Raw genomic sequence first — 25,734 nt, 5'->3', positions numbered from 1 at the left:
TGGATTGGTGCGCTGGCCCATCAAAGGCCAAGCAGCAGCAGCAGGGGAGGAACCAGCAGCAGCAGAGCGATCACCACGGAAGCCAGGGCAGCCACCAGCACAGCGGCGGCGGCGCAATCCTTGGCAATCCGGGCCAGGGGATGGAAACGGCGGCCGATCGCCAGATCCACCACCGACTCGATCGCCGTATTGAGCAACTCGAGCACCAGTACGGCTGTGACCGTGAGCACCAGCACGGCCAGACGGTCGGGGCTCAGGTGCAACCAGAGCCCCAGGCTGAATGTGAGCGCACCCACCACCACATGGATGCGGAAATTGCGCTGGGTGAGAAACCCATGGGCCAAGCCCTGAAGGGCGTAGCGAAAGCTGAGCGGAAGATCGCCGGCCACCCGCCAGGCCCCACTGCGGCGGCCCCGGCCTCGCGGCTGCATGTCGTCGACGAGGGGGACCTGATGGGATGGAGAAAGCGATGTCACCGGACGAGCTTTCGAGCCTGGACCCGAGGCTACCGCCGATTCCCGGTCCTGACCCGTATGTCCGTCAGTGCGCACAGCTCAGCAGGTGCTCCTGGCGATCCAGCATTTCCCTGAGGCGGGCTTCGGTTGGATGATCCCAGCCGAGCAGGTGAAGCAGGCCATGGCTGGCCAGCCAGGCCAGCTCCCACTCCAGCGGCTGGCCAGCTCCTGCGGCCTGGCGGCTGGCTGTTTCCACGGAGATCACGATGTCGCCGAGCTCCAGCGGCTCCGGTTCGGCTTGCACAGGCCTCGGCATCGGCGGCGCTCCAACACCGGCGTCGTCCGCGGCGGCAAAGGCCAGCACGTCCGTTGGCCCCTCCATCTGGCGCCAGCGGCCATTCAGCTCGGCGATCCCGGCGTCGCCGCAGAGGCTCAGCCCCAGGCTGTAGCCAGGAGCCCGCAGCGCGGCCGGCAGGTCGGCTTCCAGCTCCCGCAGCCAACGGCCGAGCAGCCCCTCCCAGAGGGCTGCCCCGGCCAGGGGATCGCCATAGCTGGTGGCGCTGCCCAGCAGGGCCGGGTCCAGGCCCTCGTCCACCGAGAAGGCCAGATCGAGAGGGATCGGATTCATCTGGGCAGGCTCATCAGGGGCGGCTCATTGCGGCAGTGTGGGGCGCCCGAACCAGGCCAGCAGGAAGAGCAGCCCGCTGAAGCCGACGGCGGTGAGACCGAAGTGCAGCAGGCTCTGGCGCCCCTTGCGCACCATGTTGCGCATGGCCAGTTTCACGAAGCTGGGCGGCGGCACCGGCGCGGGCGCGGCGGGGCTGGCAGCAGGCGCGGCCGTACCGGCAGCGGGAGTGCTGCGGTCGTCCGTGGGGCTGCTGTCAGGCATCGGGGGCTTGGCCATCAGGGGATCCATGGGGCTCAGGCGGCCTCATCGGCGGCGATCTCCACACCCTGGCGCAGCAGCGCCTGGATGAAGGGATCGAGGTCGCCATCCATCACCCCCTGCACATCGGTGGTTTCCACGGCGGTGCGCAGATCCTTGACCATCTGATAAGGGTGGAACACGTAATTGCGGATCTGGTTGCCCCAGGCGGCTTCCACGATGTCGCCGCGGATGTCGGCGATCTCGGAGGCGCGCTGCTCTTGGGCGATCACCAGCAGCTTGGCCATCAGCAGCGCCATCGCCTTCTCCTTGTTCTGGAGCTGAGAGCGCTCCTGGGTGCAGCGCACCGCCAGGCCGGTGGGCACATGCAGGATGCGCACCGCCGTTTCCACCTTGTTGACGTTCTGGCCGCCGGCGCCGCCGGAGCGGGAGGTGGTGATCTCCAGGTCCTTGTCGGGGATGTCGAGCTTCACGTCTTCATCGAGCTTTGGCATCACCTCCACCCCCGCGAAGCTGGTCTGGCGCTTGTCGTTGGCGTTGAAGGGCGAAATCCGCACCAGCCGGTGGGTGCCCTTTTCGTTGCGCAGGTAGCCGTAGGCGTAGCGGCCGTCGATCTCGATCGTGCAGCTCTTGATGCCCGCTTCCTCCCCTTCCGAGAGCTCATCCACGCTCACCTTCATGCCGTGGTCTTCGGCCCAGCGCGTGTACATGCGCATCAGCATCAGCGCCCAGTCCTGGGCGTCGGTGCCGCCGGCGCCGGCGTTGATCGAGATCACGGCGCCCTCCTTGTCGTAGAGGCCGCTGAGCAGGCGCTCCAGTTCCCAGCGGTCCAGGTCCCCCTTGAGTTTCTGCAGGCCGTCATTGGCTTCGCCGAGCAGGTCTTCGTCGGGTTCGAGGCCGTAGAGCTCAAGGGTGGCCTGGCCATCATCGATCGCCTGCCGCCAGTGGCCCAGCTGCTCCAGCTGAGCTTTCACCTCATCGAGCTGGCGCATCTGCTTCTGGGCCTGCTGCTGGTCGTCCCAGAAGCCTGGCTGGGAGGCCAGCTGCTCCAGGTCCTGCTGGCGGGCGTTCAGGGCTGGTACGTCAAAGACAGTCCTGGGCATGGCCCAGGCGGTCGGTGAGCTCGGAGAGGTCGCGCTTGAAATCGGTGAGATCGAGCACCGTGCAGAGCAGAACAGGATGGAATCGACGCTACCAGTGGGTGCGCTGCCAGGTCACTCCTAGGATGACTCCACTGAAACGGGCAGGCGGAATGGCGGCCAACATGGCTGTGAAAGTTGAGATCTACACCTGGCGGTTCTGCCCCTTCTGCATCCGTGCCAAGGCCCTGCTCGACCGCAAGGGGGTGAACTACGAGGAGTACGCCATCGACGGCGACAATGCGGCGCGGGCGGCGATGGGCGAGCGAGCGGGGGGGCGCACCAGCGTTCCCCAGATCTTCATCGACAATCTCGCCATCGGCGGCTGTGATGAGCTCCACGGCCTGGAGCGCACCGGCCGCCTCGATCCCCTGTTGCAGGGTGCCTGACGGTGGCGGTCGGCTCCGCCGGGGTTCGCGAACCCCAGTTGTTCATCGTTGATCCGATCAGCCGGCTCCGGCCGTCCAAGGATTCCAGCGTGGCTTTGATGCAGGCCGCCCAGCGGGCCGGTCAGCAGGTGTGGGCCTGCACGCCGGCTGATCTGGCTGCCGCCGGCGCCGAGGCCCTGGTGCGCGCTCAGCCGATCAGCCTCGCCGCCATCCAGCCCACCGCCGATGGCTGGCAGGTGCCCGACCCCTGGCTGGAGCTCGGCGAGGCAACGGTCTTGCCGCTGCATCACTTCCCGCGGGTCTGGATGCGCAAGGACCCCCCGGTGGATGAGGCCTACCTCTATGCCACCCACCTGCTCGAGTTGGCCGAGCGACGGGGGGTGCGGGTCCTGAACCGCCCCGCTGCCCTGCGGGCCTGGAACGAAAAGCTGGGTTCGCTCCGGTTCAGCCATCTGATGGCCCCCACCCTGGTGGCCAGCAGCGTCGAGCAACTGGCGGCCTTCACGGCCCGCCACGGTGCCGTGGTGCTCAAGCCCCTGGGGGGACGGGCTGGCCAGGGAGTGGTGCGCACCGATGCCGCGGCGCCAGGCCTGGCGGCCCTGCTGGAGCTGGTCACCCAGCAGCAGCAGATGCCGGTGATGGTGCAGGCGTTCCTGCCGGCGGTCCGTGAGGGCGACAAGCGCATCCTGCTGGTGAACGGCGAGCCGATCGGGGCGATCAATCGCCGGCCGGCGGCCGGTGAGTTCCGCAGCAACCTGGCGGTGGGAGGTGAACCTGAGCGAACCGAACTGAGTGATCAGGAGCGGCGGATCTGCTCCGAGCTGGCGCCTGCCCTTCAGGCAGCGGGCCTGTTCTTCGTGGGCATCGATGTGATCGATGGACGCCTCAGTGAAATCAACGTGACCAGTCCCACCGGTGTGCGGGAGATCGAGCGGCTGGGTGGCATCCCCCTGGCTGATCTCACCATGGAGCGTTTACTGAAGGACTGAGTGGCAGGTTGAGCTGCTGTTGCAACACCCCCAGCTTCAGGGCCACCTCCTGGAGTTCCCGCTCCGGATGGGAGCCCCGCACCAGGCCCGCCCCGGCGGTGAGATCCAGTTGATCGCCGCACAGGCGTCCACTGCGGATCGCCACCCGCAGTTCGGCGTCACCGGCGCTGTCGATCCAGCCGATCGGGGCGGCGTAATGGCCCCGTTCGAACACTTCGAGGCTGCGCAGCCAGGCCATCGCCTCGCGCCGAGGCAGCCCCGCCACAGCAGGGGTGGGATGGAGGGCCGCGGCCAGGGCCAACGGTTGCTGCTCCCCCAGCATCGCTGTGATCGGCGTGTGCAGATGCACCAGCTGGCCGTGCCGCGCCAGCCGGGGATGGCGTGGACGGCGCGGCGCCAACCCCGCTTCCGCGAGCACCTGGGTGATGGTTTCCACCACCAGCTCGTGTTCGTGGCGATCTTTGCCTGAAGCGGTCAGCCCCTCAGCCGGTTCGCCGAGCGGTGCGGTGCCGGCGAGGGCATCGCTGCGGAGCTGGCCCTGGCGAACCGCCAGCAAGCGCTCCGGCGAGGCACCGATCAGGGCCTCGCCGGGCCGTTGCTGCCACAGAAAGCGGCAGCTGCCGGGCTGGTGCAGGCGCAGATGGCGGAGCAGTTCGAGCGGGTCGAGGGGGCGATCCAGCTGCAGCCGCTGGCGAACGGCCAGCACCAGCTTGCGCAGGGAACCGGCTTCGATCAGCTCCAGAGCCTGTTGCACCGCCTGGCGGTAGCCGGGTTCCCAGCGGGAGCGGCTGGCGATGCCTGGCCCCCGCTCAAGGGCGGATGGCAGGTCGGCAGGGTCGAGGGGTTGCTCGAGGGCACGGGCCTGCTCCCACAGTTCTTCCGCCACCGCACGGGCGGTGGTCGCCCCGCCGAGGGTGCGCTGCAACCGCAACCAGCAGTGGCGGCCCTGGCGGCTCAGTTGCCAGCGGGGCAGCACCGCCTGCACCCCGGCCACCCCGGCGCCGTCCTGGAGGCCCCGCTCCTGCAGGGGGCTGTCGAAAAAGGAGAAGGCCAGCAGAATCCGCGGCCGGGCCAGGGGCGGGCAGAACTGCGGCACCGACACCAGGCGGCTGAGACTCACGGCGCTGAAGCGCTGGGCCAGTTCGAAGCGTTTTGGCCCGCTCAGCTCCAGGCTGTGGGTGGTGCCGCAGGCGGCCAGGCACAGACCTGGAGCTCCATCCCAGAGGAAGCGGAAGCGCTGATCCGCCCCGAGCCGGGGCAACAGGGCCAGGGGATCGCCCCGTTGGACTCCGGCTGAATCACCCAGGGGCAGGGCGAGGCTCAGCACGCCTTCCTCTTCCAGCTGCCGGCCCCCCCGGGCGGCGGCGTCAAGAAGCTCGCTGAAGGAGGGGGAAACCATGCCGGTTGCCAGGCCCGGGGGGTGAAGGCTGCTCAAATGTATGGGGCCTTCTCCTGCCACCGCCCAAGCTGCCCATGTCAGGCCCCCAGGTCGTCGCAAGCCGTTACGCCCCGGCCGCTCCGGCTCGCCGTCAGCTGTGGAAGGCGGCGATCAAGTGGCCGATGTATTCGGTGGCGGTGATGCCGGTGCTGCTGGCGGCGGGCTGGCAGCTGGGCCAGGGCCAGCCGTTGCGCTGGGGCCAGCTGCTCGCCTTCCTGCTGGCGGCGGTGCTGCTGCTCGCCTGGGAGAACCTCGCCAACGATGTGTTCGATGCCGATACCGGCGTCGACCGGCTCGGCAAGCCCCACTCGGTGGTGAACCTCACCGGCCGCCGCGACCGGGTGGCGGTGCTGGCCCATGGCTGCCTGGTGCTGGGGTTGCTGCTGATCGCCCTGGTGGCGGCCCGCAGCAGCCCGGCGGTGCTGGCCTTGGTGCTGGCCTGCTGCGGCGTGGGCTACGCCTACCAGGGGCCGCCGCTGCGACTGGGTTACCTGGGGCTGGGGGAACCACTCTGCTGGCTGGCCTTCGGGCCGCTCGCCACCGCCGCCGCCCTGCTGGCGCTGGCGCCGGCCGGTGGGCCGGCCGGCCTGATTCCCTGGCGGCAGGCCTTGCTGCTGGGCAGCGGCCCCGCCGTGGCTACCAGCCTGGTGCTGTTCTGCTCCCACTTCCATCAGGTGGAGGAGGACGCGGCCCACGGCAAACGCTCGCCGGTGGTGCGGCTCGGCACCGGCGGTGGTGCCGCTCTGGTGCCCTGGTTCGTGGCACTCACCCTGGCGCTGCAGTGGGCGCCGGTGCTGCTGGGCCGCTGGCCGCTCACGGCCCTGCTGGGGGTGGTCGGCCTGCCGGCGGGTCGGTCCCTGATCCAGCTGCTGCGGGAGCACCACGCCGACCCGGAGCGGATCGGTGGCAGCAAATTCCTGGCCCTGAAGTTCCAGGCCTTCAACGGACTCGGTCTGGCCTGCGGCCTGGCGGTGGGGCCTTGGCTGGGTCGGTGGCTGGGTCGGTGGTGAGGCTGGTCTGGCGGCCCTTCCGGCTTGCGCTGACCAGGCCGCTCGTCACCGCCTGGGGAACGCTGGCTGAAAAGCGCGGCTGGCTGCTGCTGCTGGAGCTGGGCGAGGCGGATGGGGGTCTCGCTGCTGCTCCCGCTGCGCCGCCGGTTGCGGCTGGCTGGGGGGAGGCGGCGCCCCTGCCCTCCACGGCCGCCCTGGCTGAGCAGCGGTTGAGGGAGCTGGCCGCGGCGATCGAGGCCCTCGGCTGCACCATGCCCCGGCAGGCCCTGGAGGCCGCCCTGCCGGAGCTGGCCCCGGAGCTGGGCTTTGCGATCGGCATGGCCCTGGCGGAAGCCGATGGGCTGGTGGGTGCGGCCCCAGGGCTTTCTGGCCCGGCTGGCGGCTGGCGGGCGGCGCCTCCTTCGGCCATGCTCCTGCCGGCGGGAGAAGGGGCCCCGGCTGCTCTGGAGCAGGCGCTGGCGCGCTGGTGCCCCGCCGCGGACTTCCCGGCGCTGCCCTTCACCTGCAAGTGGAAGGTGGCGGCTGCCGCCGATGGGCTGGAGCGGCAGGTGCTTGAGGACCTGCTGGGGCGGCTGCCGGCCGGCAGCCGCCTGCGCCTCGATGCCAATGGCGGCTGGGATCGAGCCACCGCCTGGTGGTGGGCCGGCCGACTGGTGGATGAACCGCGCCTGCAGTGGCTGGAGCAGCCACTGGCGCCCGGGGATCAGGCCGGGCTGGAGCAGCTGGCGGCGCGGCTGCCGGTGGCGCTGGATGAATCGCTGCGGGAGCGGCCGCAGCAGCGCCGCCACTGGCGGGGCTGGCAGGTGCGGCGGCCGTCCCTGGAGGGCGACCCGCGGCCGCTGCTGGCCCAGCTGCAAGCCGGAGTTCCCAGGCTGATGCTCAGCACGGCCTTTGAAACCGGCATCGGCCGGCGCTGGCTCGATCACCTGGCGGCTCTGCAGGCCGAAGGCCCCACCCCGGCCGCCCCTGGCCTGGCCCCGGGCTGGGGGGCGGCCGGCCCCCTGGTCAGCCGCGACCCCGAGCTGGTGTGGGAGGCCGCCTGAGATGACGGCTTCGGTGCACTGGTGGGGAGGCGGTCCCGGCTCTGCTGATGCCACCCCAATCGAGCAGACCTTGGAGCTGGAGCGGCTCTGGAGCGAGGGAGCCGTGGTGGCTCTGGCCAGGCCCGAGGAGCGACCCGCCCTGGCGGGCGTCTTGCCCAGGTGTGGCGACCCTTGGCAGCCCTGGGGTCCAGGGGTGCTGATCGGCAGTGGCGGCAGCAGCGGCGAACGGCGTTGGTGCCTCCAGCCCCTCGACCACCTGCGCCAGTCGGCGGCGGCGAGCGCCACCTGGCTGCGCGCGATCGGGATCGATCCAGCCGGCACGATCCTGTTCAATCCCCTGCCGCTGCACCATGTCAGCGGCCTGCTGCCGCTGGTGCGCAGTCGCCAGTGGGGGGTGCCGCAGCAGGAGCTCTCCCCGGCGTTGATGCGCCATCCCCGCGAACTGGCCGCCCGGGTGATCCTGCCGACGGACCGTCAGGCCCTGCTCTCGCTGGTGCCCACCCAGCTGCAACGGCTGATGGCCGATCCCTTCGGTGTGGAGTGGCTGGCGGGCTTTGAGGTGATCTGGGTGGGAGGCGCGCCCCTGGCCGCTTCCCTGGCGGCGGCGGCCCGACAGGTGGGGATCCGGCTGGCGCCCTGCTACGGGGCCACGGAAACGGCGGCCATGGTGGCGGCCCTGGCCCCCCAGGCGTTTCTGGAGGGCCAGGAGGGGTGCGGTCAGGCCCTGGCCGATGTGGAGCTTCGCCTGGCTGCTGCCGGTGCCATCGAGGTGCGCACCGGCCGGCTCAGCCCCGGCTGGCTGAGGACGGATGGATCGGGGCTGCAACCGCTTGCCGGGCCAGGCGGCTGGTGGCGCAGCGGTGATCTGGGCCAGCTGGGTGGGGGCGGGCTGCAGATTTTCGGGCGAAGCGATGGTGCGATTCAGAGCGGCGGCGAGACCGTCTTCCCGGCCCGGCTGGAGCAGGAACTCAGGTCACGGTTGAACCGAGCCGGAATTGAGCTCAGCGAGCTGTTGTTGCTGCCGGTGGCCGATCCGGAGTGGGGGGAGCGGCTCGTGGCCCTCTTCCGGGCGCAGGACAACGGCGAGAGCGCGGTCCACCGACTGATGGAAGCGGCGCTGGCCCTGCCCCCGCCCCAGCGACCCTGGCGCTGGATCCCCTGCCCGGGACTGGAGCGCAATCCCCTGGGTAAATGGGAGCTGAATCGCTGGCGAGTCTGGCTGGATCAGCGTGACAACCAGGAGACCACCGCCCCTTGATCGGCCCCCTGAGCCGCTCTCTGGAGCGTGGCTGATCCGGGCTGATCCTCAGTCCACACCAGCCATCCCCCCCGTTGCAGCCTGGAGGCCCGATTGCTGCAGCCAGCGCTCGATTGCGGCCGGCATGGGGCAACGGCGCCGATTGCCGATGGCAATGGCCAGGTGTCGGGTGAGGCCCCGCGCCACTTCCTGACCCTCGCCGCTGCCGCGCAGAAAGGAATAGCCCACCTCGAAGCGTCCCGGATCGAGCTGCTGGGGAGTCAGCCGCACCAGAAGGCGATCACCACAGACGATCGGCCGCAGAAAATCGGCGCTGCAATGAATGATCGGCAGTGCCACAGCCACGCTGCCGGTCGGACTGGGGAACAGGTCGGCAGCGGGAATGCCGAATCGTTCCAGGCTTTCCTCATAGGCCTCGTGGCACCAGCGCAGCAGTTGGTGAAAGTGCATCACGCCAGCGGCATCGGTGTCGCCGAAGCGGACGGTGCGGTCCAGCACCAGCCAGGGAGTGACGTCGCTCAAGGTGTTTCCGGGCTCAAGAGGCCGCCTCAACGGATGAATGTTTGTGTCGAGGTTGGTGCTGATTAACCCATTCATCCAGGCGGAAACCTTCAGGCTTTCCATAATCTAGTCTGCCCCTTGCCCGGGCCCAGGCCGTCGTCGCTTGATCCAATCATTGTTGCGACAGGCGGGATCCATTTTTTTGAAGTTGATATTCAACCTATCTTGAGTTCTTGTTCAACCCATTCGTGACAGGAGCATTGGAAGAACGCACCGACCATCGCATCGAACCTGGCCAGCCCTCGATCAACAAAGCCTGGGCAGCCTTTCTGGCCCACTTCCCAGCCATCCTGTTGATCTGGGTGGTGTCGATCGCCGTCAGCGCCCTTGGCGCCTTGGTTTATTTCCTCGCCTCGATGCTGGGCCTTGCCGCGGCCGGTGGCGCCGAGACGGACAGCGCCGCAGCCATTGGCCTTTTGCTCGGACAGATCGGCCAGCTCCCTTTCTCGATTCTCTCCAGCCTGGTTGGTGTGCTGTTGATCGCCGTGCCGGCGATGCATTACGCCACCGGTGAGATCATCACCGTGCGGCAAGCCTTCAAAACCCTGCTCAGGCGGCCCTGGAGGTATCTGCTTGCAGGCTTTCTGTTCTCTTTCGCCATGGGAGTTGGGCTGGTTCTTTGCATCCTCCCCGGCATCGCCATCGCCCTGACCGGCCCGATCTACGTGAACAGGATCTTCAACACGGAGGCCCCCGTTCTGGAGGCCTTCTCGTCCTCGTTTCAGGTGGTCTACCGAAGCTCCGAGGGCCGCTCCTTCGCCGGTCTGCAGTTGCTCGTCTGGCTGATCGTCGTGGCGATCACCTTGTTCACCTGTGGCCTGGGGGCGCTGGTGGCTGTTCCGGTGAGCACCTTCTACGTGCAGAACGCCGCCTACGACAAAGGCCTGATCCGCCCCTCGTTCTGAACCGGCAGGAGGCTTCTTCCCAGGTGTTTCCTGGTTGGTTTAACCCGTGGCAAAAGCGTTGAGGCCAAGGCCGTAGGTGAGGACCAGCCGCGCCAGCCAGTAGGCCAGCAGCACGGCGGCAGCGAGCACGCCATGCCAGGTTTTCAGGCCCCTGGGCACGAGCCTTCGGGTGTGGATGGCCTGCGCCGACCAGACGATCAGCCCAACGGCGGCGATCGGTCCGAGGGCATGAAGCGACAGCGATTCAGCCAGGTCACCGCGCAGGCTGGCCGCGATGGATCGGGTGAGGAAGCAGGTGGGACAGGGAATGCCGCTGATCGCCCGAAAGGGGCAACTGAACCCCGGCAGAAGGGGGTGAAAAGCCTTCAGGCCCAGGTAACCGGTGAGCAGGGCAGGGGCCAGATAGCCAGAAGCCTGCAGCCTGCTCAGAAAAACAGACCGGTTCCGGCGAAGCCCTCTCAGCGGTCCACCGAACCCATGATCACATCGATCGAGCCGAGAATGGCCATGATGTCGGCCACCTTGGCGCCGGTGAGAATATGAGGGAGGATCTGCAGATTGTTGAAATCAGCGGCGCGGATCTTCCAGCGCCAGGGGGTCACGTCGTCGTTGCCGATGATGAAAACGCCGAGTTCGCCTTTGCCGGATTCCAGCCGAGCGTAGAGCTCTCCGCCGGGAATCTTGAAGGTGGGAGCCACTTTTTTGGCGATGTACTGAAAATCGAAACCGGATGATTCTCCGCCTTTGCCTTCCAGCATTCGGCGGGCCTCCAGATTTTCGGTGGGGCCACCGGGGATGGCTTTGGCGGCCTGCTTGAGGATCTTCAGCGACTGGCGCATCTCCTCGATCCGCACCCGGTAGCGGGCATAGCAATCCCCTTCGCTGGCGGTTGCCACGTCCCACTCGAAATCGTCGTAGCACTCGTAGTGATCCACTTTGCGCAGATCCCAGGGCACGCCGGAAGCCCGCAGCATCGGCCCCGAGAGGCTCCAGTTGATCGCCATTTCGCGGCTGATCACACCGAGACCCTGAATCCGCTTCTTGAAGATCGGGTTGTTGGTGATCAGTTTTTCGTATTCATCGATCTTCGGGCCGAAGTAGTCGCAGAAGTCGAGGCATTTCTCCAGCCAGCCGTAGGGAAGATCGGCCGCCACGCCACCGATGCGGAAATAGTTGTTGTTGATCAGCCGCTGACCGGTGGCCGCTTCCCAGAGGTCGTAGATCATCTCCCGTTCGCGAAAGATGTAGAAAAATGGCGTCTGGGCTCCCACATCCGCCAGAAAGGGGCCAAGCCAGAGCAGGTGGTTGGCGATGCGGTTGAGCTCCAGCATCAGCACCCGGATGTAGCTGGCCCGCTTCGGCACCGGGATGTCGGCCAGCCGCTCAGGGGCGTTCACCGTGATCGCCTCGTTGAACATGCCGGCGGCGTAGTCCCAGCGGCTCACGTAGGGCACGAACATCACGTTCGTGCGGTTTTCGGCGATCTTCTCCATGCCGCGGTGCAGGTAGCCGATCACCGGCTCGCAATCCACCACGTCCTCGCCGTCGAGGGTGACCACCAGCCGCAACACCCCGTGCATGGAAGGGTGGTGAGGCCCGAAGTTCACCACCATCGGCTCGGTGCGCGTTTCGAGCTGCGTCATGGCGCCGGGAGGGACAGGCGGAATCGTCGGATCTTAGGAAGGGATCGCTGCAACAAGGGCCTTTGCCGCCAGAGATCACGCCCGGTTTCCACCATCTGCCGGTGCTGGCCGAGCCGGTGCTGGCCGCTTTCGCGGCGTTGCCCGCCGGCTCCACCATGATTGATGCCACGGTGGGTGGGGGTGGCCACAGCGCCCTGCTGCTGGAGGCCCACCCCGATCTGCAGGTGATCGGCCTGGATCAGGACCCCACCGCCCTGGCCGCCGCCGCTTCGCGGCTGGCGCCGTTCGGGCCGCGGGTGCGCCTGATCGCCACCAATTTCGCTGCCTATGTGCCGGCTGCTCCCGTGCACGGGGTGCTGGCCGATCTGGGGGTGAGCAGCCCCCAGCTGGATGTGGCGGAGCGCGGCTTCAGCTTCCGCCTCGACGGGCCGCTCGACATGCGCATGAACAACGGCACGGGGGAGACCGCCGCTGAGCTGATTGACCGCCTCGAGGAAAAGGCCCTCGCCGATCTGATCTACTCCTACGGCGAGGAGCGGCTGTCGCGGCGCATCGCCCGCCGCATCGTCGAGCAGCGCCCCTGGAGTTCTGGTGCCCGGGCGGCGGGCGGTGGCGGCACCGCCGCGCTCGCCTACCTGGTGGCGGGCTGCTACCCACCGGCCGCCCGGCGCGGCCGCCTGCACCCCGCCACCCGCACCTTCCAGGCGCTGCGGATTGCCGTCAACGACGAGCTGGAGGCACTCGAGACCCTGCTGAGCCGTGCCCCTGACTGGCTGGCCCCCGCCGGTCTCCTGGCGCTGATCAGCTTCCATTCGCTCGAAGACCGCCGCGTCAAGATGGCGTTTCTCGGTGATGACCGGTTGGAGCGGATCACCCGCAAGCCCCTGGTGGCCGATGCGGTGGAGCAGGAGGCCAATCCCCGCAGCCGCTCCGCCAAGCTGCGGGTGGCGCGGCGGAGCTGATGACTGTGCTTGATGGCTTCTGGTGGCTGGCCTTCACGCTGCAGGCGCTGGCCGTTCCAGGCACCCTGCTTCCCGTGTTGCCGGGGCTGGTGTTTCTGCCGCTCGGGGCGGGGGTGTGGGTGTGGGCAGCGGGTTGGAGCACCGCCTGGCCGACCCTGCTGTTCGCCAGCGTGATCCTGCTGCTGGGTTGGGGGGCGGAAGCACTCGGAGTGGTGCTCGGGGCAGCCCGGCTCCAGGCCACCCGCTGGGCCTACATCGGTGCGGGGATCGGCTTGCTGGTGGGCCTGCTGGGGCTGCTGCCGGCCCTGCCCTTCGGCGGCCCGCTGCTGGGCGCCCTGCTGGGGCCGCTGCTGGGGGCCGCCCTGGGGGAACTGCTGAGCGCGTCTGGCGAGCTGGGGCCCTTCGGTTTCCTGCGCCTCAAGCGTTCGCTGATCGTGGGGCTGGCGGTGGTGGCAGGGATGCTGGTGAGCCGGCTGGCGCAGTTTCTGTTGGCGCTGCTGGGGGTGGTTGGGTTCGTTCTGCTCAGCAGGCTGCTGGGGCTCTGAGCTGCTCGGCTGGAGCGTCCGCCGTGCCCGCTCCCATGGCCGCCGCGGGCATCCTGAGCTCCCGCACCGCATCAGCCACCACCTCGATCGCCTGATCGATCTCGGCTGTTGTGGTGCCCCGGCCAAGCCCGAAGCGCACCGAAGCCGCCGCGGCGGCGCGGTCCAGCCCCAGGGCGGCCAGCACATGGGAGGGGCTGCCGGCGCTGCAGGCCGAGCCGCCGCTCACCGCCAGGCGGCGCCGCAGCAGGCTGTGCAGCCGGTTGCCATCCACCCCGGCGATGCGCACATTGAGGTTGTGGGCCAGGCGCTGCACGAGGCTGCCGTTCACCGCCACGCCATCGATCGCCCGCAGGCCGCTGAGCAGCCGCTGCCGCAGGGCGCCGAGCCGCTCCTCGCGCTCCTCCCGGTCGGCGAGGGCCAGGGCGGCGGCCCTGGCCATGCCCACGATCAGTGGCACCGCCAGGGTGCCGGCCCGCAGCCCCCCTTCCTGGCCGCCGCCGTGCTGCTGGGGTTCGAGGCTGATCCCTTCGCGCACCACGAGGGCACCGATGCCCTTGGGTCCGTAGAACTTGTGGGCGCTGAAGCTGAGCAGATCGATGCTCAGATCGTCTGGAACCAAGGGCAGGTGGCCGAAGGCCTGGGCGGCATCGCAGTGAAAAATCACGCCGCTGGCCCGGCAGAGCGAGCCGATCGCCGCCAGGGGCTGGAGCACACCGATCTCATTGTTGGCGGCCATCACGCTCACCAGGATGGTGTCGTGGCGGAAAGCGGCCACCAGATCGCCCAGATCAAGCAGGCCATCGCGGCCCACCGGCAGCACGGTGAGACTGAAGCCGCGGCGCTCCAGGGCACGCATGGTGTCGAGCACCGCCTTGTGCTCCGTGGCCACGGTGATCAGGTGGCGGCCCAGATGCTGCCGGGCTTCCGCCAGCCCCTTGATGGCCAGATTGTTGGCTTCGGTGGCGCCGCTGGTGAACACCAGTCGCCCGCTGGCAACTCCCAGCTGTGCCGCCAGCTGCTCGCGGGCCTGCTCCACCGCCGTGGCCGCCTCCAGCCCAGGCCGGTGCAGGCGGCTCGACGGGTTGGCGAACAGCTCGCTCCAGTAGGGCTCCATCGCCACCACCACCTCCGGCGCGCAGGGGGTGGTGGCCTGGTAGTCCAGGTAGGGGATCGTCACAGGCTCGGCGGGGGGGGGTGTCTTCGGGATGGAAGGTTCCACACCCCAGCTTCCCTTGTAGCAGCGGGACCGCTGGCTGGCCTGGAGCCGCCAGTTGTGACGGCGGATCGCTGCGAGCCGCGCCAGGCTTCAGATCACGGATTCTGAACGGACCTGTCCCCCTGGCCATGACTCGATCCGTGCTGGTTGCCTGCCTCCTGCTGATCTCCGCTTCGGCAGCCCATGGCCAGGGGGCAGAGGTCCGCATCCCTTCCGAGAACAGGCCGCCGGGGATGGCTCTGCTGTTCGAGCGCACCATTCCCGGCGGCCCCCAGGCTCTTGGGGTTTACGGGATCACAGCCGACCCTGCCGAGCCCGGCCTGATGCGGATCAAGGTCTGGGAGGAGCTGCCCAATGACGTGAAGGTGCGCAGCGAAACGATCCGCTGCTCCACCGCGTCGCCGACCCGGGTCACCAACGACGGTCGCCACCTGATCCTGCGGGAACTCAATCCAGGCGGCGCCATCTCCTCCGCCAACCGCATCGACCATCTGGTCTGGTGGGCCACCTGTTTCCCGGAGCAGGCCGGCAAGGATCCGGCCGGTCTCAGGCCCCTGGCTCTGCAGCTCGGCTACAGCGGGTTTCGGGTTGAGCGGGAGGTGATCCTGCCTGGCGGCCTCCGCTGAACCGGGCTGGATAGATTGCCCCCATCACAGCTGGGTTCATGAGTCAAGACCTCCCTGCCACCGCGGCCAGCGCCGCCGATGATCAGCCGACCGCCCCGCCGGCGCCGCCCCGCCTGCTGCTGGTCGATGACGAGCCCGGTCTGCGCAATGCCGTCCAGGCCTACCTGGAGGAGGAAGGGTTTGCGGTCAGCACCGCTGCCGATGGTGATCAGGGCTGGACCGCTGCCCAGGAGTTGCTGCCTGATCTGGTGATCAGCGACGTGATGATGCCCCGCTGTGACGGCTACGAATTGTTGCGGCGGCTGCGGGCCGATGAACGGCTGGGAGGCACCCCGGTGATCTTCCTCACGGCCAAGGGGATGACGGCCGATCGGATCGAGGGTTTCCAGGCCGGCGTCGACGACTACATCCCCAAGCCCTTCGATCCGGATGAGCTGGTGGCACGGGTGCGCAATGTGGTGCGCCGTCAGGAGCGTCTGCTGGCTGAAGCGGCCCGCTATGCCGACGCCGACATCGGCCAGATGGCCAGGCAGATCACCGAGATCCGCTCGCTTCTGCAACTCGGCGGCGGCAAGAAGGCGGTCGCTCCCGTTCACCATGAATTCACCCCCCGCGAGGCCAGCGTGCTGCAGCTGGTGGCCGAGGGGTTGATGAACAAGGAGATCGCCAGGCAGCTGGAAACCTCGATCCGCAATGTCGAGAAGTATGTGAGCCGGCTGTTCATCAAGACCGGCACCACCAGCCGCACCGAGCTGGTGCGCTACGCCCTGGAGAACGGACTGGTTGTCTAGCTGGCCGCCCGGGTGCCCCTGTCCACCGGGTTGGCTGCCGGCCGGCCTCAACAACGGCTGGAGCTACCGCGACCGAATCGCTCCGGGTGATGCAGGCAGGAGCCTGTGCGCTTACTACGCCGGTCGTTACCGCCATTCCAGCCAGGCGCTCTGGCAGGCGCGCCTGGCGGCTGGTGAGATCCGCTGGAACGGCCAGCGGCTCCTGGTGGATCGCCGCCTCGCCACCGGCGACAGATTGGAGTGGGATCGCCCCCCCTGGGAGGAGCCGCCGGTACCGGAGCACTGGTGCACGGTGTTCGATGACGGTGACCTGCACGTGATCAACAAGCCCAGTGGCCTGCCGGTGGTGCCGGCGGGGGGCTATCTGGAACACACACTGCAACGGATGCTGGAGCGCCGGTGGGTGGAGCGTGGCGGCGGCGTGCCCAGGCCCGTGCACCGGTTGGGGCGATTCACCTCCGGGCTGTTGGTCTGCGCTCGTCAGCAGGCCACCCGCGCCTGGCTGAGTGCCCGGCTGCGGCAGACCACGGCCAGCCCGGCCAGTGGTCCGGGCGACGGCGGGCAGCCCTGCCGGAAGATCTACCGCGCCCTGACGGTGCCCGCCGCCCTCCCGCTTGAGCCGGGAGAGTGGCTGGAGGTCAGCACGGCGATCGGTCGCAGGCCTCACCCGCTGTTGGGTGAGGTCTGGTGTGCCGCTTCAGCGGACTCCCCCGGTGCCCTGGCGGCCCGCAGTGTCGTCCGGCTGCTGGAGCGCCGCGCCGATGGCGACCGGGTGGAGGTGACGATCCACTCCGGCCGGCCCCACCAGATCCGTATCCACCTGGCCAGCCTCGGGGCACCGCTGTTGGGCGATCCGCTCTATCTCCCTGGCGGCGGGGCACGGGTTGAGGGGTTGCCGGGGGAGGGGGGCTACCACCTGCATGCGCACCGGCTGCTGATCCGAAGTGAGGGGCAGGGGCATGACCTTGACCTGACGGCCCCCCTGCCGCAGTCGCTCACGGTGGCGAAGGACGGCTGATGGCTTGCCGCGGCGACCCCGCGCCGGGCCGATCGTGATCAGCCCAGGCAGGCCTGCACCCATTCGGCATAGGAGCTGTTGACCTCAGTGGTTTCGACGGCATAGATCGCCGGGGTTTCGTAGGGATGATGGTTCAGCAGGGTGTCGTGAAGCGCGGTGTAGTGATCTGGGCTGGTTTTGAACAGAATCCGGATCTCTGATTCGTGTTCCGTCGTTCCCTTCCAGGCAAAGAAGCTCTCGATCTGCTCCAGCTGGACGCAGGCCGCCAACCTTGCGTCGATGGCCAGCTTCGCCAGGGAACGGGCGTCGTCCAGATTGCCGACGGTGGTGTAGACGGCGAGAAGCGTCATGGGACCCCTGGTCGAGCGCCCTCAGACCCGGGGCCGCTCGGCCAGGGGAAGATCACCCACCGGCAGCGGGGCCAGCTGGGGATGCAGCGGTGGGCGCTCCGTTCCCTGCACCAGTCGGTTGAGGGCATGAACGAAGGCCTGGGCCGCCGCCACCACGATGTCGGTGTCAGCGGCGTGGCCGGAGTAGAGCACCCCCTGGTGGCGCAGCCGGATCGTCACTTCGCCCATGGCGTCGATCCCCTCGGTGACCGACTTCACGCTGAACTCCACCAGCTCATTGGGCACCCTTGCCAGGGAGTTGAGCGCCCGGCAGACAGCATCCACCGGCCCGGTGCCGATCGCCGCCCCGGTGCGCTCGGCGCCATCGGAGCTGATCAGGGTGACGGTTGCGGTGGGCTGCAGGTTGGTGCCGGTGCTCACCTGCACCAGCTTGAGGGTGTAGCGGGCTTCTGGCTGCTGGGCCTGCTCGCTCACAATCGCCTCCAGATCCCGGTCGGTGATCTCCCGCTTGCGGTCGGCCAGTTCCTTGAAGCGGGCGAAGGCGTCATCGAGATCCCGGCGCTCCAGGGTGTAACCGAGTTCCTCCAGCCGCACCCGGAAGGCGCTTCGACCGCTCAGCTTGCCCAGGGAGAGGCGGGTGTCGGTGAGCCCGATCGTGCGGGCGTCGATGATTTCGTAGGTGAGGCGGTTCTTGAGCACACCGTCCTGGTGGATGCCTGATTCATGGGCGAAGGCATTGGCACCCACGATCGCCTTGTTCGGCTGCACCACCATGCCGGTGAGGTTGGAGACAAGCCGGGAGGTTTTGGCGATCTCCTCGGTGCGCACGCTGGTGAGCGGCTCGGTGCTGGCGGCGGGACGACCCAGGAACGGGTTGAAATAGCTGCGGCGCACGTGCAGCGCCATGACCAGCTCCTCGAGCGAGGCGTTGCCGGCCCGCTCGCCGATGCCGTTGATCGTGCACTCCAGCTGGCGGGCGCCGTTCTTGACGGCCTCCAGGAAGTTGGCCACGGCCAGGCCGAGATCGTTGTGACCGTGGACGGAGATCACCGCTTGGCCGATGTTGGGCACGTGCCGATCGATGCCGGCGATCAGGGATCCGAACTCGGCCGGTGTGGTGTAGCCGACCGTGTCGGGAATGTTGATCGTGGTGGCGCCGGCCCTGATGGCGGCCTCGATCACTTCATAGAGATAGTCGGGGTCGCTGCGGCCGGCGTCCTCGCAGGAGAATTCCACGTCGTCGACGAGGGAGCGGGCATAGGCCACCATTTCGGCGGCGATCGCCACCACTTCGGGGCGGCTCTTGCGCAGCTTGTGCTCCAGATGAATGTCGCTGGTGGCGATGAAGGTGTGAATGCGGCGACGGGCAGCGGGGGCCACGGCTTCGGCGCAGGCCTTGATGTCGCCGGGGGTGGCGCGGGCCAGGCCACAGATCACCGGCCCTTCAGGGGTGCCCACCGAGGCGGCAATCCGCTGGACGGCATTGAAATCGCCGGCACTGGCAAAGGGAAAACCCGCTTCGATCACGTCGACCCGCAGCCGGGCGAGCTGGTGGGCGATCGCCAGTTTCTCTTCCAGGTTGAGGCTGGCCCCAGGGGATTGCTCCCCGTCACGGAGCGTGGTGTCGAAGATCAGAACCCGGCCGGGATCGCTGGCCATGACCGCTGCAACTCGAATTGACTATGAGTTGGGGCCACTCTAGGCCGAGGAGGCGATCACGACCTCGCGGCGGGGTGGTTCGGGAGTGCCCGGCAGGTTGCGCAACGACTCAGCCCGTGACGGGTCATGGGGTCGGAGCGCTTCCGATTTCTCGAGGATCGGGCGGAGTTGGTTGAGGTCGACAAACTGATCAGCGGCGTTGCGCAGTTCCCGGGGGGCCAGGCTTTCAGCGTTGAACAGGACGGTCTTGAGGCCAAGGCTGCGCTGCGTCTCAACCAGGCGCTCCAGGTCGCGGCTGCCGCTCATCAGCCAGACCTCATCGGTTCGGTGGGCCACGGCCATCAGGTCGAGGCAGATCTCCACGTCCAGGTTGGCCCGGCCGAACTGGCGTAGCTCCGGGTCAGTGCCGAACTCGCGCAGGGGCTTGGTTCGGACCGTGAAGCCGAGGCTGGTCAGGGCATCACGAAAGGGACGCTGATCGCCGGCATCCTTCAGACCCGCATACCAGTAGGCACTGCTCAGATCCACGCCTGGATCACGGCTGGCGAACTCGATCAGATGGCGGGGGTCGAAGAACCAGCCCAGCTTCTGCTGGGCATAGAACATGCCATGCCCATCGACAACAAGGCACCGTCGGATTTTTTCCATTCCCATGGCCACAACCCTAAAAATCGGTCGGGGTGGTTGGGGCAGGAACAGGTTGAGAAGATTCGACCGGATGTGACTGGTTGCTGAGAATCCTCCCAACTCCGGCCCGTAAGATCAACTGATGGATCGATCCGGGACGATCAACGGCTCGCTGGCCCTCGTCCTCCACGCCCACCTCCCTTACGTTCGCAGCAGTCAGCCGGGCTCCCTGGAGCAGGACTGGTTCTTTCAGGCCCTGCTGGAGTGCTATCTGCCTTTGCTGCGTCTGCTCGAGTGCAGCCAGGCCGATGCCCAGCAGCTGCCTAGGCTCAGTCTCGGGCTCTCGCCCACCCTGCTTTCGCTGCTGAGCGACCCGGATCTGCATCGCCGCTTCCCTGCCTGGCTGGAGCAGAGGCAGAGTCTGCTGGTCAAGGTGCCGCCCGTTCATCTCCCAGCGGCAGAGGCCCTGGGCCGTCAGATGGAGCAGGCCCAGAGCGACTGGTCCAGCCAGGCCGGGGATCTGTTGCGCCGTTTCCGTCTGCTTCAGCAGGCTGGTGTGCTCGACCTGCTCACCTGCGCCGCCACCCATGGCTACCTGCCGCTGCTGCGGCAGACGCCGGAAGCGGTCCAGGCCCAGCTCCTGACCGCCGTTCGGGAGCACGAGCGCCTGCTGGGTGAGCGGCCGCTCGGCCTCTGGCTTCCGGAGTGCGCCTACTACGAAGGTCTTGATCAGCTGCTGCTGAGCTGCGGCCTGCGCTACGCGGTGCTGGATGCCCATGGTCTGCTTCACGGTCTGCCTCGCCCCCGTTACGGGGTGTACGCACCGATCTGTTCGCCGGCCGGGGTGGCGTTCTTCGCCCGTGACAGCAATGCCACGTTGCCGGTCTGGTCGGCCAGTCATGGCTACCCCGGGGATGGGGTGTACCGGGAGTTCCACCGCGATCTTGGCTGGGATCTGCCGATCTCCCAGCTCGAAGCCGCCGGAATCCCTTCCCCTCGCCCGATCGCGCTCAAGCTGCACCGGGTCACCGCTCAGGACTGCCCCCTGGAGCGGAAGCAGCCCTACGACCCCGCCATGGCAGCCAGGCGGGCCGGTGAACACGCTGCCGACTACCTCGGCCAGCGGGTCCGGGAGCTGGAAGGCCTGACGCCGGTCATGGACAGACCGCCGCTGCTGGTGGCCCCGTTCGACGCCGAGCTGTTCGGTCACTGGTGGTACGAGGGACCTGTCTTCCTGGAGGAGTTGTTCCGCCAGGCCCCGGCTGCGGGCCTCAGCTTCACCACCCTGCGGGCGGTGCTTCAGGAACCCCATGCCCTGCAGATCTGCCGACCTTCCCCCTCCAGCTGGGGACAAGGGGGATATCACCATTACTGGCTCAATGAAACCAACGCCTGGGTGGTGCCGGAATGGGATCGGGCTTCAGCGGCGATGGTGCGTCGCGTCAACGAAGGGGTGGCGACGAAAGAGCAGCGGCGGATGCTGACCCAGGCGGGGCGGGAGCTTCTGCTGGCCCAGTCCTCCGACTGGAGTTTCATTCTCCGGGCCGGCACCACCACCGACCTGGCCCGGGACCGGATCCGAACCCACCTGGATCGGTTCTGGCGGCTGCTCCATGCCATCGAATCCGACCAGCCCTTCCCCCTCGGTTGGCTGGTGGCGCTGGAAAAGGAGGACGGCCTGTTCCCGCTGCTGAACACGGCCGACTGGTCCTCGAGCCTGGTGGGTGCCGTCTGATCGGGATCGGGCGCACCGGTTTCAGCCGCCGCTGGTGGTTGGCTGGCTGAATCGCCGGAGTGCCCGATCGCCGGGGGTACGCTGCTGGCTGGAGCGGTGAGATGGGGCCATGTTTGAGCATCTGCTGGTTCCCATCGATGGCTCCCCGCAGTCGCTCAGAGCCGTGGACGGAGCGGTGGCCTTCGCCAGGGAACGGGGAGCGCGGATCACCTTCTTCCACGCCCGCTCGAACGTTCCGATTTCGATCTATGGCGTCGGCGAGCTGATCAATCCCGACACCCTGCAGGATCTGATCAACGCGGCAAAGGAAAGCTCCGATCAGATTCTGGGGCAGGCCCTGGAAGTGGCGAAAGCGGCGGGTGTCGCCGCCACGGCTGATGGGGTCGTTGACGATCTCCCTGCCGAAGCGATCCTGGCCGCCGCTGAACAGCACCGGCCCGATCTGATCTTCATGTCGTCCCATGGCCGACGAGGCCTCTCCGCTCTCCTGCTCGGCAGTCAGACCCAGCGGGTGATCACCAAAGCCTCCCTGCCGGTTCTGGTGTACCGCTGAGCCTCGCTGCTGGCATCAGCCGGCCAGCACGCGCCACAACAGCTCCACTTCCTTGCCCTGCTGCCGCATCAGCCCCCAGCGCACCGGGTTCGGCGCCTGGGCGAACAAACGCAGCATGGCCAGGGTGAGCTCGGGAACCGTGAGGCTGTTCGCCAGGAAGCCATGCCACTGGTGCAGCGGCAGATCGAAGAAGGTGGCGAAGAACTGGCGCAGCTGCGGTTCCGAGAAACGCATCAACTTCTCCAGCCCGAATTGGTACAGCGCCCGTTTGCGTACCAGATCGGCCGGCCAGACCGCTGACCAGGCCGCCTGAGCCACCTGTTCGGCGCCGGAGTCGGGGACGTTCAGCGCCATGGCGATCGCCTTCGCCACGCCCGGCGCCCGGCGCAGCAGCGACCCCACCAGGTATCCCGAGGCGGGGTGAACCATGCTGGCCGCACCGCCGAATCCCACCACCCGCTGCTGCAGATCCGGCAGGGGCAGGTTCATCGGGAACAGGCAGTGCTCCTCCGCTTCGATCGTCTCGATCGCCACACCCCGGAAGTTCAGCCGTTGCTGCAGGCGGCGCTTCAGTTGCCCCGGTGGAAAAGCCGGTGCCAGGGCCAGGGAGGTTTCCTCGACGAAGAACACCCCATCGCCCAGGTCCATGGCGTAGAGGAAGGTGGGGGGCTCCGTTTGCCGCTCCAGGTCGCTCAGGTGATCCGAGCGGAAATCCATCAGCACGAACTGGCCGGGATCCACAGGAGCACCACGGAAGCGGCCGACGATCCCGTAGGCGGCCTGGTAAGCCACCGGACCCAGGCTGGGACGCTGCACGAACACGGGCTGATGGCCACTGGTGTCGACCACCAGCCGGGCCGTGTGCTCCTTGCCCTCCCTGGTGGTGACGCAGGAGCTGTGGGGACCGTGGACAATCGATGCGGCCGTGCCCCGGTGCCAGTGCAGGCCGCCCCGCGCGCAGCCCTCCAGCCAGTGGGCCTGGAGCCTGGCCTTGTCGAACAGGCCATAGGCGTGCTGGTGGGCCACCGGCTCGGCGCCGAAATAGCTGACGCAGTTGGACCAGCGGTGCTCCAGCAGGTGGTCGATCCCATCGGCTTCGAGCTCGCTGGCCCAGACGCCGTAGGTGTTGGGCCAGGCCCGGGTCGGTTCCACGGCGGCCAGCGCCTCGACGGCGAGGCCCTCAGCGCAGAGAGCGGAGGCGATGGCCAGGGCGGCAGGGCCGCAACCGATCACCAGGGCATCGGCGGTCAACTGGCTGCCTCAGGCAATGGGGCTGCCATCGGGCTCCTCGGCCGCCTCTGGATCGGTCGGTTCCCCATCGCTGCTCAGGGCAGGTGGGATCAGCACCACTTCGCTGAGGCGATCACCGCTGTCAAGTTTCTGCAGCCGGACCCCGGTGGCGGCACGGGACTGCTGCGGGATCGCATCGGAGGGCATCCGCACGATCACACCCCGCTCGCTGACCAACAGCAATTCCTCGCCGGCGCCGAGCACCTTGAGGCCCACCAGCACATCACCGGGGCGGCGGAACTTGATCGCCCGCAGGCCCAGGCCCGCCCGCCGCTGCAGCCGGAACTGGTTCACGGGCACCCGTTTGCCAAGGCCGCTGGCTGAGGCAACCAGAACCCAGGGTCCCTCGCTGGCGGCAACCTCCTCGCTGTCAGTTTCCTCATCGGCGGTTTCGGCCTCGCTGCTGGCGATCTGATCGGCCAGCTCGGCCGGCAGCACATCCATGCTCACCAGCTGATCAGCTGGCCGGAGCGCCATCGCCCGCACACCCCGGGCCGTGCGGCCGAGGGGGCGCAGCTCCGCGTCAATCAGACGGAAGTGGATCGTCATGCCCTTGAGCGAGCCGATCAGCACGCTGTCGCCTGGGACGGCCAGCCGCACCCAACGCAAGGAATCGCCCTCCTCCAGAGCGATCGCGATCAGCCCGTTGGAGCGGATGTTGGCGAAGGCGGAGAGGCGGGTGCGTTTGATGTAGCCGCCGCTGGTGAGCATCAGCAGCTGCACATTGTCTTCGAAGGCACTCACCGCCAGCACGGAGGTGATCTGTTCTTCGCGGGGAATCGGCAGCAACTGCACCACGGGGGTGCCCTTGGCGGTCCGACTGGCCACCGGAACGCGATAGGCGGGCACGGCATAGACCACGCCGCGGTCGCTGAACAACAACAGGGTGTCGTGGTCGTTGCAGCTGATGAACAGCCGCACGGCTTCCTCGCCCTGGCTGCGGGTGCCTGATTTGCCGCGGGTGCCGCGGCTGGTGGCTTCGAATTCGCTCACCGGCATCCGCTTGAGATAGCCGTTTTCGGTGAGCAGCACCACCGAGCGTTCGTTGGCGATCAGATCGATGTCTTCAAGGCCGCCCTCGAGATCGAGGATTTCGGTGCGACGGGGTGAGTCGTAGCGCTCGCGCAGTTTTTGCAGTTCGCCTTCGATCAGGCCAAGCACCCGCTCGCGGCGGCCGAGGATGTCCTGGTAGTCGGCGATCTTGGCGACAAGATCCTCATGTTCCAGGCGGATCTTGTCGGCCTCCAGGGCCGTCAGCCGCCGCAGCTGCATCTGCAGGATGGCGTCCGCCTGGATCTCGCTGAGCCCGTGGCGCTCCTGGAGTTGCTGCCGGGCCGTGGCGGCGTCGGCGGCGGAGCGAATCAGGGCAATGATCGGATCGAGCTGGTCGAGGGCGAGCAGCAGGCCGAGCAGGATGTGATCACGCTCTTCGGCCTTGCGCAGCAGATAGCGGGTGCGCCGCTCGATCGTTTCAATCCTGAAGGTGAGAAACACCTGCAACATCCTGCGCAGGTTGAGCAGCACGGGCTCGCTGTTGACCAGCGCCAGCATGTGAGCGCTGAAGTTGGATTGCAGCGGCGTGAGTTTGAACAGATTGTTGAGCACCACCTGGGGGTAGGCATCGCGGCGCAGCTCGATCACGATCCGCATGCCGTCGCGGTCGCTTTCATCGCGGATATCCGAAATGCCATCAAGCTTCTTGTCGTTGACCATTTCAGCGATGCGCTCGATCAGCGCCGCCTTGTTGGTCTGATAAGGAAGTTCGGTGATGATCACCGCATCCCGGTCGGGACGTCCGGTGACTTCAATGGTTTCGATCGAGGCCACACCCCGCATCGTGATCGAACCCCGACCGGTGGCATAGGTTTCGCGGATGCCGCTGCGGCCGAGAATCTGGCCACCGGTCGGGAAATCAGGCCCTGGAATGATCGCCATCAAGGCGCGATCCTCGATTTCGGGATCGGCGATCAGGGCGAGCAACCCGGTGATCAGCTCGGTGAGATTGTGGGGGGGGATGTTGGTGGCCATTCCCACGGCGATGCCGGAGGAGCCGTTGAGCAGCAGATGCGGCACCCGAGCCGGCATCACGGTGGGTTCCTGCTGGGAGCCGTCGAAGTTGTCGATGAAATCGACGGTTTCCGCTTCGATGTCCTCCAGCAGGCTGTCGGTGGTGAGGGCCTGCAGCCGCGACTCGGTGTAGCGCATGGCGGCCGGCGGATCGTTGTCCACAGAACCGAAATTGCCGTGTCCGTCGATCAGCGGCATCCGCATCGAGAAGTCCTGGGCCATGCGCACCAGGGCGTCGTAGACCGCTGTGTCGCCATGGGGGTGGTACTTGCCGAGCACTTCCCCCACCACCCGGGCGCATTTGCGGTAGGGGCGGTCGCTGGTGAGCCCCAGCTCATACATGGCGTAGAGGATGCGGCGATGCACCGGTTTCAATCCGTCGCGAGCGTCGGGCAGGGCCCGGCCCACGATCACGCTCATCGCGTACTCCAGGTAGGAGCGCGACATTTCGATGCGAAGGTCGGTCTGGATGATCCGCCCGTCCGATTCACCGGGCCCTGCTGGATCCGCCATCTCGTAACCCACTGCCTTCTTCCAGGTTAATCGAGCCCGGGCTGGTCGTTTCCGCCGCTGCTCTCC

General features: G+C 67.8%; 26 protein-coding genes and 1 pseudogene. 13 read left to right on the top strand and 14 right to left on the bottom strand.

Annotated elements, in window-relative coordinates; translation table 11 throughout:
- Window positions 1–20: 20 nt before the first annotated feature.
- The 4 genes from KQ307_RS11980 to prfB all read right to left on the bottom strand — a co-directional run bounded on the left by KQ307_RS11980 (window position 21) and on the right by prfB (window position 2,502).
- Window positions 21–431: a diacylglycerol kinase family protein gene (locus tag KQ307_RS11980; protein WP_259702955.1), complete on the bottom strand. Its 411-nt coding sequence runs from the start codon at window positions 429–431 to the stop codon at window positions 21–23.
- A 109-nt stretch (window positions 432–540) separates the two neighbouring features.
- Window positions 541–1,083, bottom strand: coding sequence for an rRNA maturation RNase YbeY (gene ybeY, locus KQ307_RS11975; protein WP_259728075.1), 543 nt, complete (start codon window positions 1,081–1,083; stop codon window positions 541–543).
- A gap of 24 nt (window positions 1,084–1,107) precedes the next feature.
- Window positions 1,108–1,257, bottom strand: coding sequence for a DUF3285 domain-containing protein (locus tag KQ307_RS11970; protein ID WP_259728122.1), 150 nt, complete (start codon window positions 1,255–1,257; stop codon window positions 1,108–1,110).
- A 119-nt stretch (window positions 1,258–1,376) separates the two neighbouring features.
- A protein-coding gene (gene prfB, locus KQ307_RS11965) for a peptide chain release factor 2 (protein ID WP_259702819.1) occupies window positions 1,377–2,502 on the bottom strand; the annotation gives its coding sequence in 2 pieces (ribosomal slippage) (window positions 1,377–2,426 and window positions 2,428–2,502; 1,125 coding nt in all).
- A gap of 103 nt (window positions 2,503–2,605) precedes the next feature.
- Here prfB and grxC point away from each other — a divergent pair.
- Complete coding sequence (gene grxC, locus KQ307_RS11960; protein ID WP_259702820.1) at window positions 2,606–2,869, top strand: glutaredoxin 3; 264 nt, start codon at window positions 2,606–2,608, stop codon at window positions 2,867–2,869.
- Between the two features lie 2 nt (window positions 2,870–2,871).
- Window positions 2,872–3,858: a glutathione synthase gene (gene gshB, locus KQ307_RS11955; protein WP_259728074.1), complete on the top strand. Its 987-nt coding sequence runs from the start codon at window positions 2,872–2,874 to the stop codon at window positions 3,856–3,858.
- On the opposite strand, the gene KQ307_RS11950 is transcribed toward gshB, so the two are convergent.
- Window positions 3,830–5,257, bottom strand: a complete 1,428-nt coding sequence (locus tag KQ307_RS11950; protein ID WP_259702822.1) for an isochorismate synthase MenF — start codon at window positions 5,255–5,257, stop codon at window positions 3,830–3,832. The genes gshB and KQ307_RS11950 overlap by 29 nt on opposite strands.
- A gap of 74 nt (window positions 5,258–5,331) precedes the next feature.
- On the opposite strand from KQ307_RS11950, the gene menA reads away from it, so the two are divergent.
- Genes menA through KQ307_RS11935 form a run of 3 tightly spaced genes read left to right on the top strand, consistent with a single transcriptional unit; the run spans window position 5,332 to window position 8,607 of the window.
- Entirely contained in the window at window positions 5,332–6,306 is a 975-nt protein-coding gene (menA, locus tag KQ307_RS11945) for a 2-carboxy-1,4-naphthoquinone phytyltransferase (protein ID WP_259728073.1), read from the top strand.
- Window positions 6,288–7,349, top strand: coding sequence for an o-succinylbenzoate synthase (locus KQ307_RS11940; protein ID WP_259728072.1), 1,062 nt, complete (start codon window positions 6,288–6,290; stop codon window positions 7,347–7,349). The genes menA and KQ307_RS11940 overlap by 19 nt, the downstream gene beginning before the upstream one ends.
- A 1-nt stretch (window position 7,350) precedes the next feature.
- Window positions 7,351–8,607, top strand: coding sequence for an AMP-binding protein (locus tag KQ307_RS11935; protein ID WP_259728071.1), 1,257 nt, complete (start codon window positions 7,351–7,353; stop codon window positions 8,605–8,607).
- 48 nt (window positions 8,608–8,655) lie between these two features.
- On the opposite strand, the gene KQ307_RS11930 is transcribed toward KQ307_RS11935, so the two are convergent.
- Window positions 8,656–9,129 carry a thioesterase family protein gene (locus KQ307_RS11930; protein ID WP_259728070.1) on the bottom strand — a complete coding sequence of 158 codons (474 nt, stop codon included), beginning with the start codon at window positions 9,127–9,129 and terminating at the stop codon, window positions 8,656–8,658.
- Window positions 9,130–9,356: 227 nt separating this feature from the next.
- Here KQ307_RS11930 and KQ307_RS11925 point away from each other — a divergent pair, with 227 nt between their 5' ends.
- A complete protein-coding gene (locus tag KQ307_RS11925; RefSeq protein WP_259728069.1) occupies window positions 9,357–10,073 on the top strand; it encodes a hypothetical protein in 717 nt (238 codons plus the stop codon).
- A 201-nt stretch (window positions 10,074–10,274) separates the two neighbouring features.
- On the opposite strand, the pseudogene KQ307_RS11920 reads toward KQ307_RS11925, so the two are convergent.
- A pseudogene (locus KQ307_RS11920) lies at window positions 10,275–10,421 on the bottom strand (DUF2752 domain-containing protein); the annotation flags it as partial.
- A gap of 110 nt (window positions 10,422–10,531) precedes the next feature.
- Window positions 10,532–11,716: an NAD(P)H-quinone oxidoreductase subunit H gene (locus tag KQ307_RS11915; protein WP_259702830.1), complete on the bottom strand. Its 1,185-nt coding sequence runs from the start codon at window positions 11,714–11,716 to the stop codon at window positions 10,532–10,534.
- A 62-nt stretch (window positions 11,717–11,778) separates the two neighbouring features.
- On the opposite strand from KQ307_RS11915, the gene rsmH reads away from it, so the two are divergent.
- Both rsmH and KQ307_RS11905 read left to right on the top strand, forming a co-directional pair.
- On the top strand, window positions 11,779–12,678 hold the full coding sequence (rsmH, locus tag KQ307_RS11910) for a 16S rRNA (cytosine(1402)-N(4))-methyltransferase RsmH (protein ID WP_259728068.1): 900 nt from the start codon (window positions 11,779–11,781) through the stop codon (window positions 12,676–12,678).
- Window positions 12,678–13,223: a DUF456 family protein gene (locus KQ307_RS11905; RefSeq protein WP_259702832.1), complete on the top strand. Its 546-nt coding sequence runs from the start codon at window positions 12,678–12,680 to the stop codon at window positions 13,221–13,223. Before rsmH ends, KQ307_RS11905 begins: the two co-directional genes overlap by 1 nt.
- Here the strand turns inward: KQ307_RS11905 and KQ307_RS11900 are convergent.
- Complete coding sequence (locus KQ307_RS11900) at window positions 13,201–14,400, bottom strand: cysteine desulfurase family protein (protein WP_259728067.1); 1,200 nt, start codon at window positions 14,398–14,400, stop codon at window positions 13,201–13,203. The two genes, KQ307_RS11905 and KQ307_RS11900, sit on opposite strands and share 23 nt — an antisense overlap.
- Before the next feature lie 167 nt (window positions 14,401–14,567).
- Between KQ307_RS11900 and KQ307_RS11895 the strand changes: the two genes are divergently transcribed.
- From KQ307_RS11895 to KQ307_RS11885, 3 genes are read left to right on the top strand one after another with little or no spacing between them, the layout of a single operon-like run.
- Entirely contained in the window at window positions 14,568–15,065 is a 498-nt protein-coding gene (locus tag KQ307_RS11895) for a hypothetical protein (RefSeq protein ID WP_259702834.1), read from the top strand.
- 38 nt (window positions 15,066–15,103) lie between these two features.
- A complete protein-coding gene (locus KQ307_RS11890) occupies window positions 15,104–15,856 on the top strand; it encodes a response regulator transcription factor (RefSeq protein ID WP_259728066.1) in 753 nt (250 codons plus the stop codon).
- The gene (locus KQ307_RS11885; protein WP_259728065.1) at window positions 15,849–16,874 is read left to right on the top strand and encodes an RluA family pseudouridine synthase; all 1,026 of its coding nucleotides are present in this window, start codon (window positions 15,849–15,851) and stop codon (window positions 16,872–16,874) included. Before KQ307_RS11890 ends, KQ307_RS11885 begins: the two co-directional genes overlap by 8 nt.
- Window positions 16,875–16,912: 38 nt before the next feature.
- Here KQ307_RS11885 and cutA read toward each other — a convergent pair whose 3' ends face one another.
- Genes cutA through KQ307_RS11870 form a run of 3 tightly spaced genes read right to left on the bottom strand, consistent with a single transcriptional unit; the run spans window position 16,913 to window position 19,531 of the window.
- Window positions 16,913–17,224 carry a divalent-cation tolerance protein CutA gene (cutA, locus tag KQ307_RS11880; protein WP_259702837.1) on the bottom strand — a complete coding sequence of 104 codons (312 nt, stop codon included), beginning with the start codon at window positions 17,222–17,224 and terminating at the stop codon, window positions 16,913–16,915.
- A gap of 21 nt (window positions 17,225–17,245) precedes the next feature.
- Window positions 17,246–18,883, bottom strand: a complete 1,638-nt coding sequence (locus KQ307_RS11875; RefSeq protein WP_259728064.1) for a 2-isopropylmalate synthase — start codon at window positions 18,881–18,883, stop codon at window positions 17,246–17,248.
- A gap of 39 nt (window positions 18,884–18,922) precedes the next feature.
- Complete coding sequence (locus tag KQ307_RS11870) at window positions 18,923–19,531, bottom strand: NYN domain-containing protein (RefSeq protein WP_259728063.1); 609 nt, start codon at window positions 19,529–19,531, stop codon at window positions 18,923–18,925.
- Window positions 19,532–19,652: 121 nt separating this feature from the next.
- Between KQ307_RS11870 and KQ307_RS11865 the strand changes: the two genes are divergently transcribed.
- The gene (locus tag KQ307_RS11865; protein WP_259728062.1) at window positions 19,653–21,245 is read left to right on the top strand and encodes a glycoside hydrolase family 57 protein; all 1,593 of its coding nucleotides are present in this window, start codon (window positions 19,653–19,655) and stop codon (window positions 21,243–21,245) included.
- 109 nt (window positions 21,246–21,354) lie between these two features.
- Window positions 21,355–21,798, top strand: coding sequence for a universal stress protein (locus KQ307_RS11860; protein ID WP_259702840.1), 444 nt, complete (start codon window positions 21,355–21,357; stop codon window positions 21,796–21,798).
- Window positions 21,799–21,813: 15 nt separating this feature from the next.
- Here KQ307_RS11860 and crtL read toward each other — a convergent pair whose 3' ends face one another.
- Together crtL and gyrA are read right to left on the bottom strand one after the other, a co-directional pair.
- The gene (gene crtL, locus KQ307_RS11855) at window positions 21,814–23,049 is read right to left on the bottom strand and encodes a lycopene beta cyclase (RefSeq protein ID WP_259728061.1); all 1,236 of its coding nucleotides are present in this window, start codon (window positions 23,047–23,049) and stop codon (window positions 21,814–21,816) included.
- A 9-nt stretch (window positions 23,050–23,058) separates the two neighbouring features.
- Window positions 23,059–25,668, bottom strand: coding sequence for a DNA gyrase subunit A (gene gyrA, locus KQ307_RS11850; RefSeq protein WP_259728060.1), 2,610 nt, complete (start codon window positions 25,666–25,668; stop codon window positions 23,059–23,061).
- Between the last annotated feature and the right edge of the window lie 66 nt (window positions 25,669–25,734).

This window comes from Synechococcus sp. CS-1326, assembly GCF_025128115.1.
In the GTDB taxonomy this organism is placed as follows: domain Bacteria; phylum Cyanobacteriota; class Cyanobacteriia; order PCC-6307; family Cyanobiaceae; genus Regnicoccus.
Note: the sequence above shows the minus strand (reverse complement) of the source record. Positions and strands in the feature narration are given on the sequence as shown.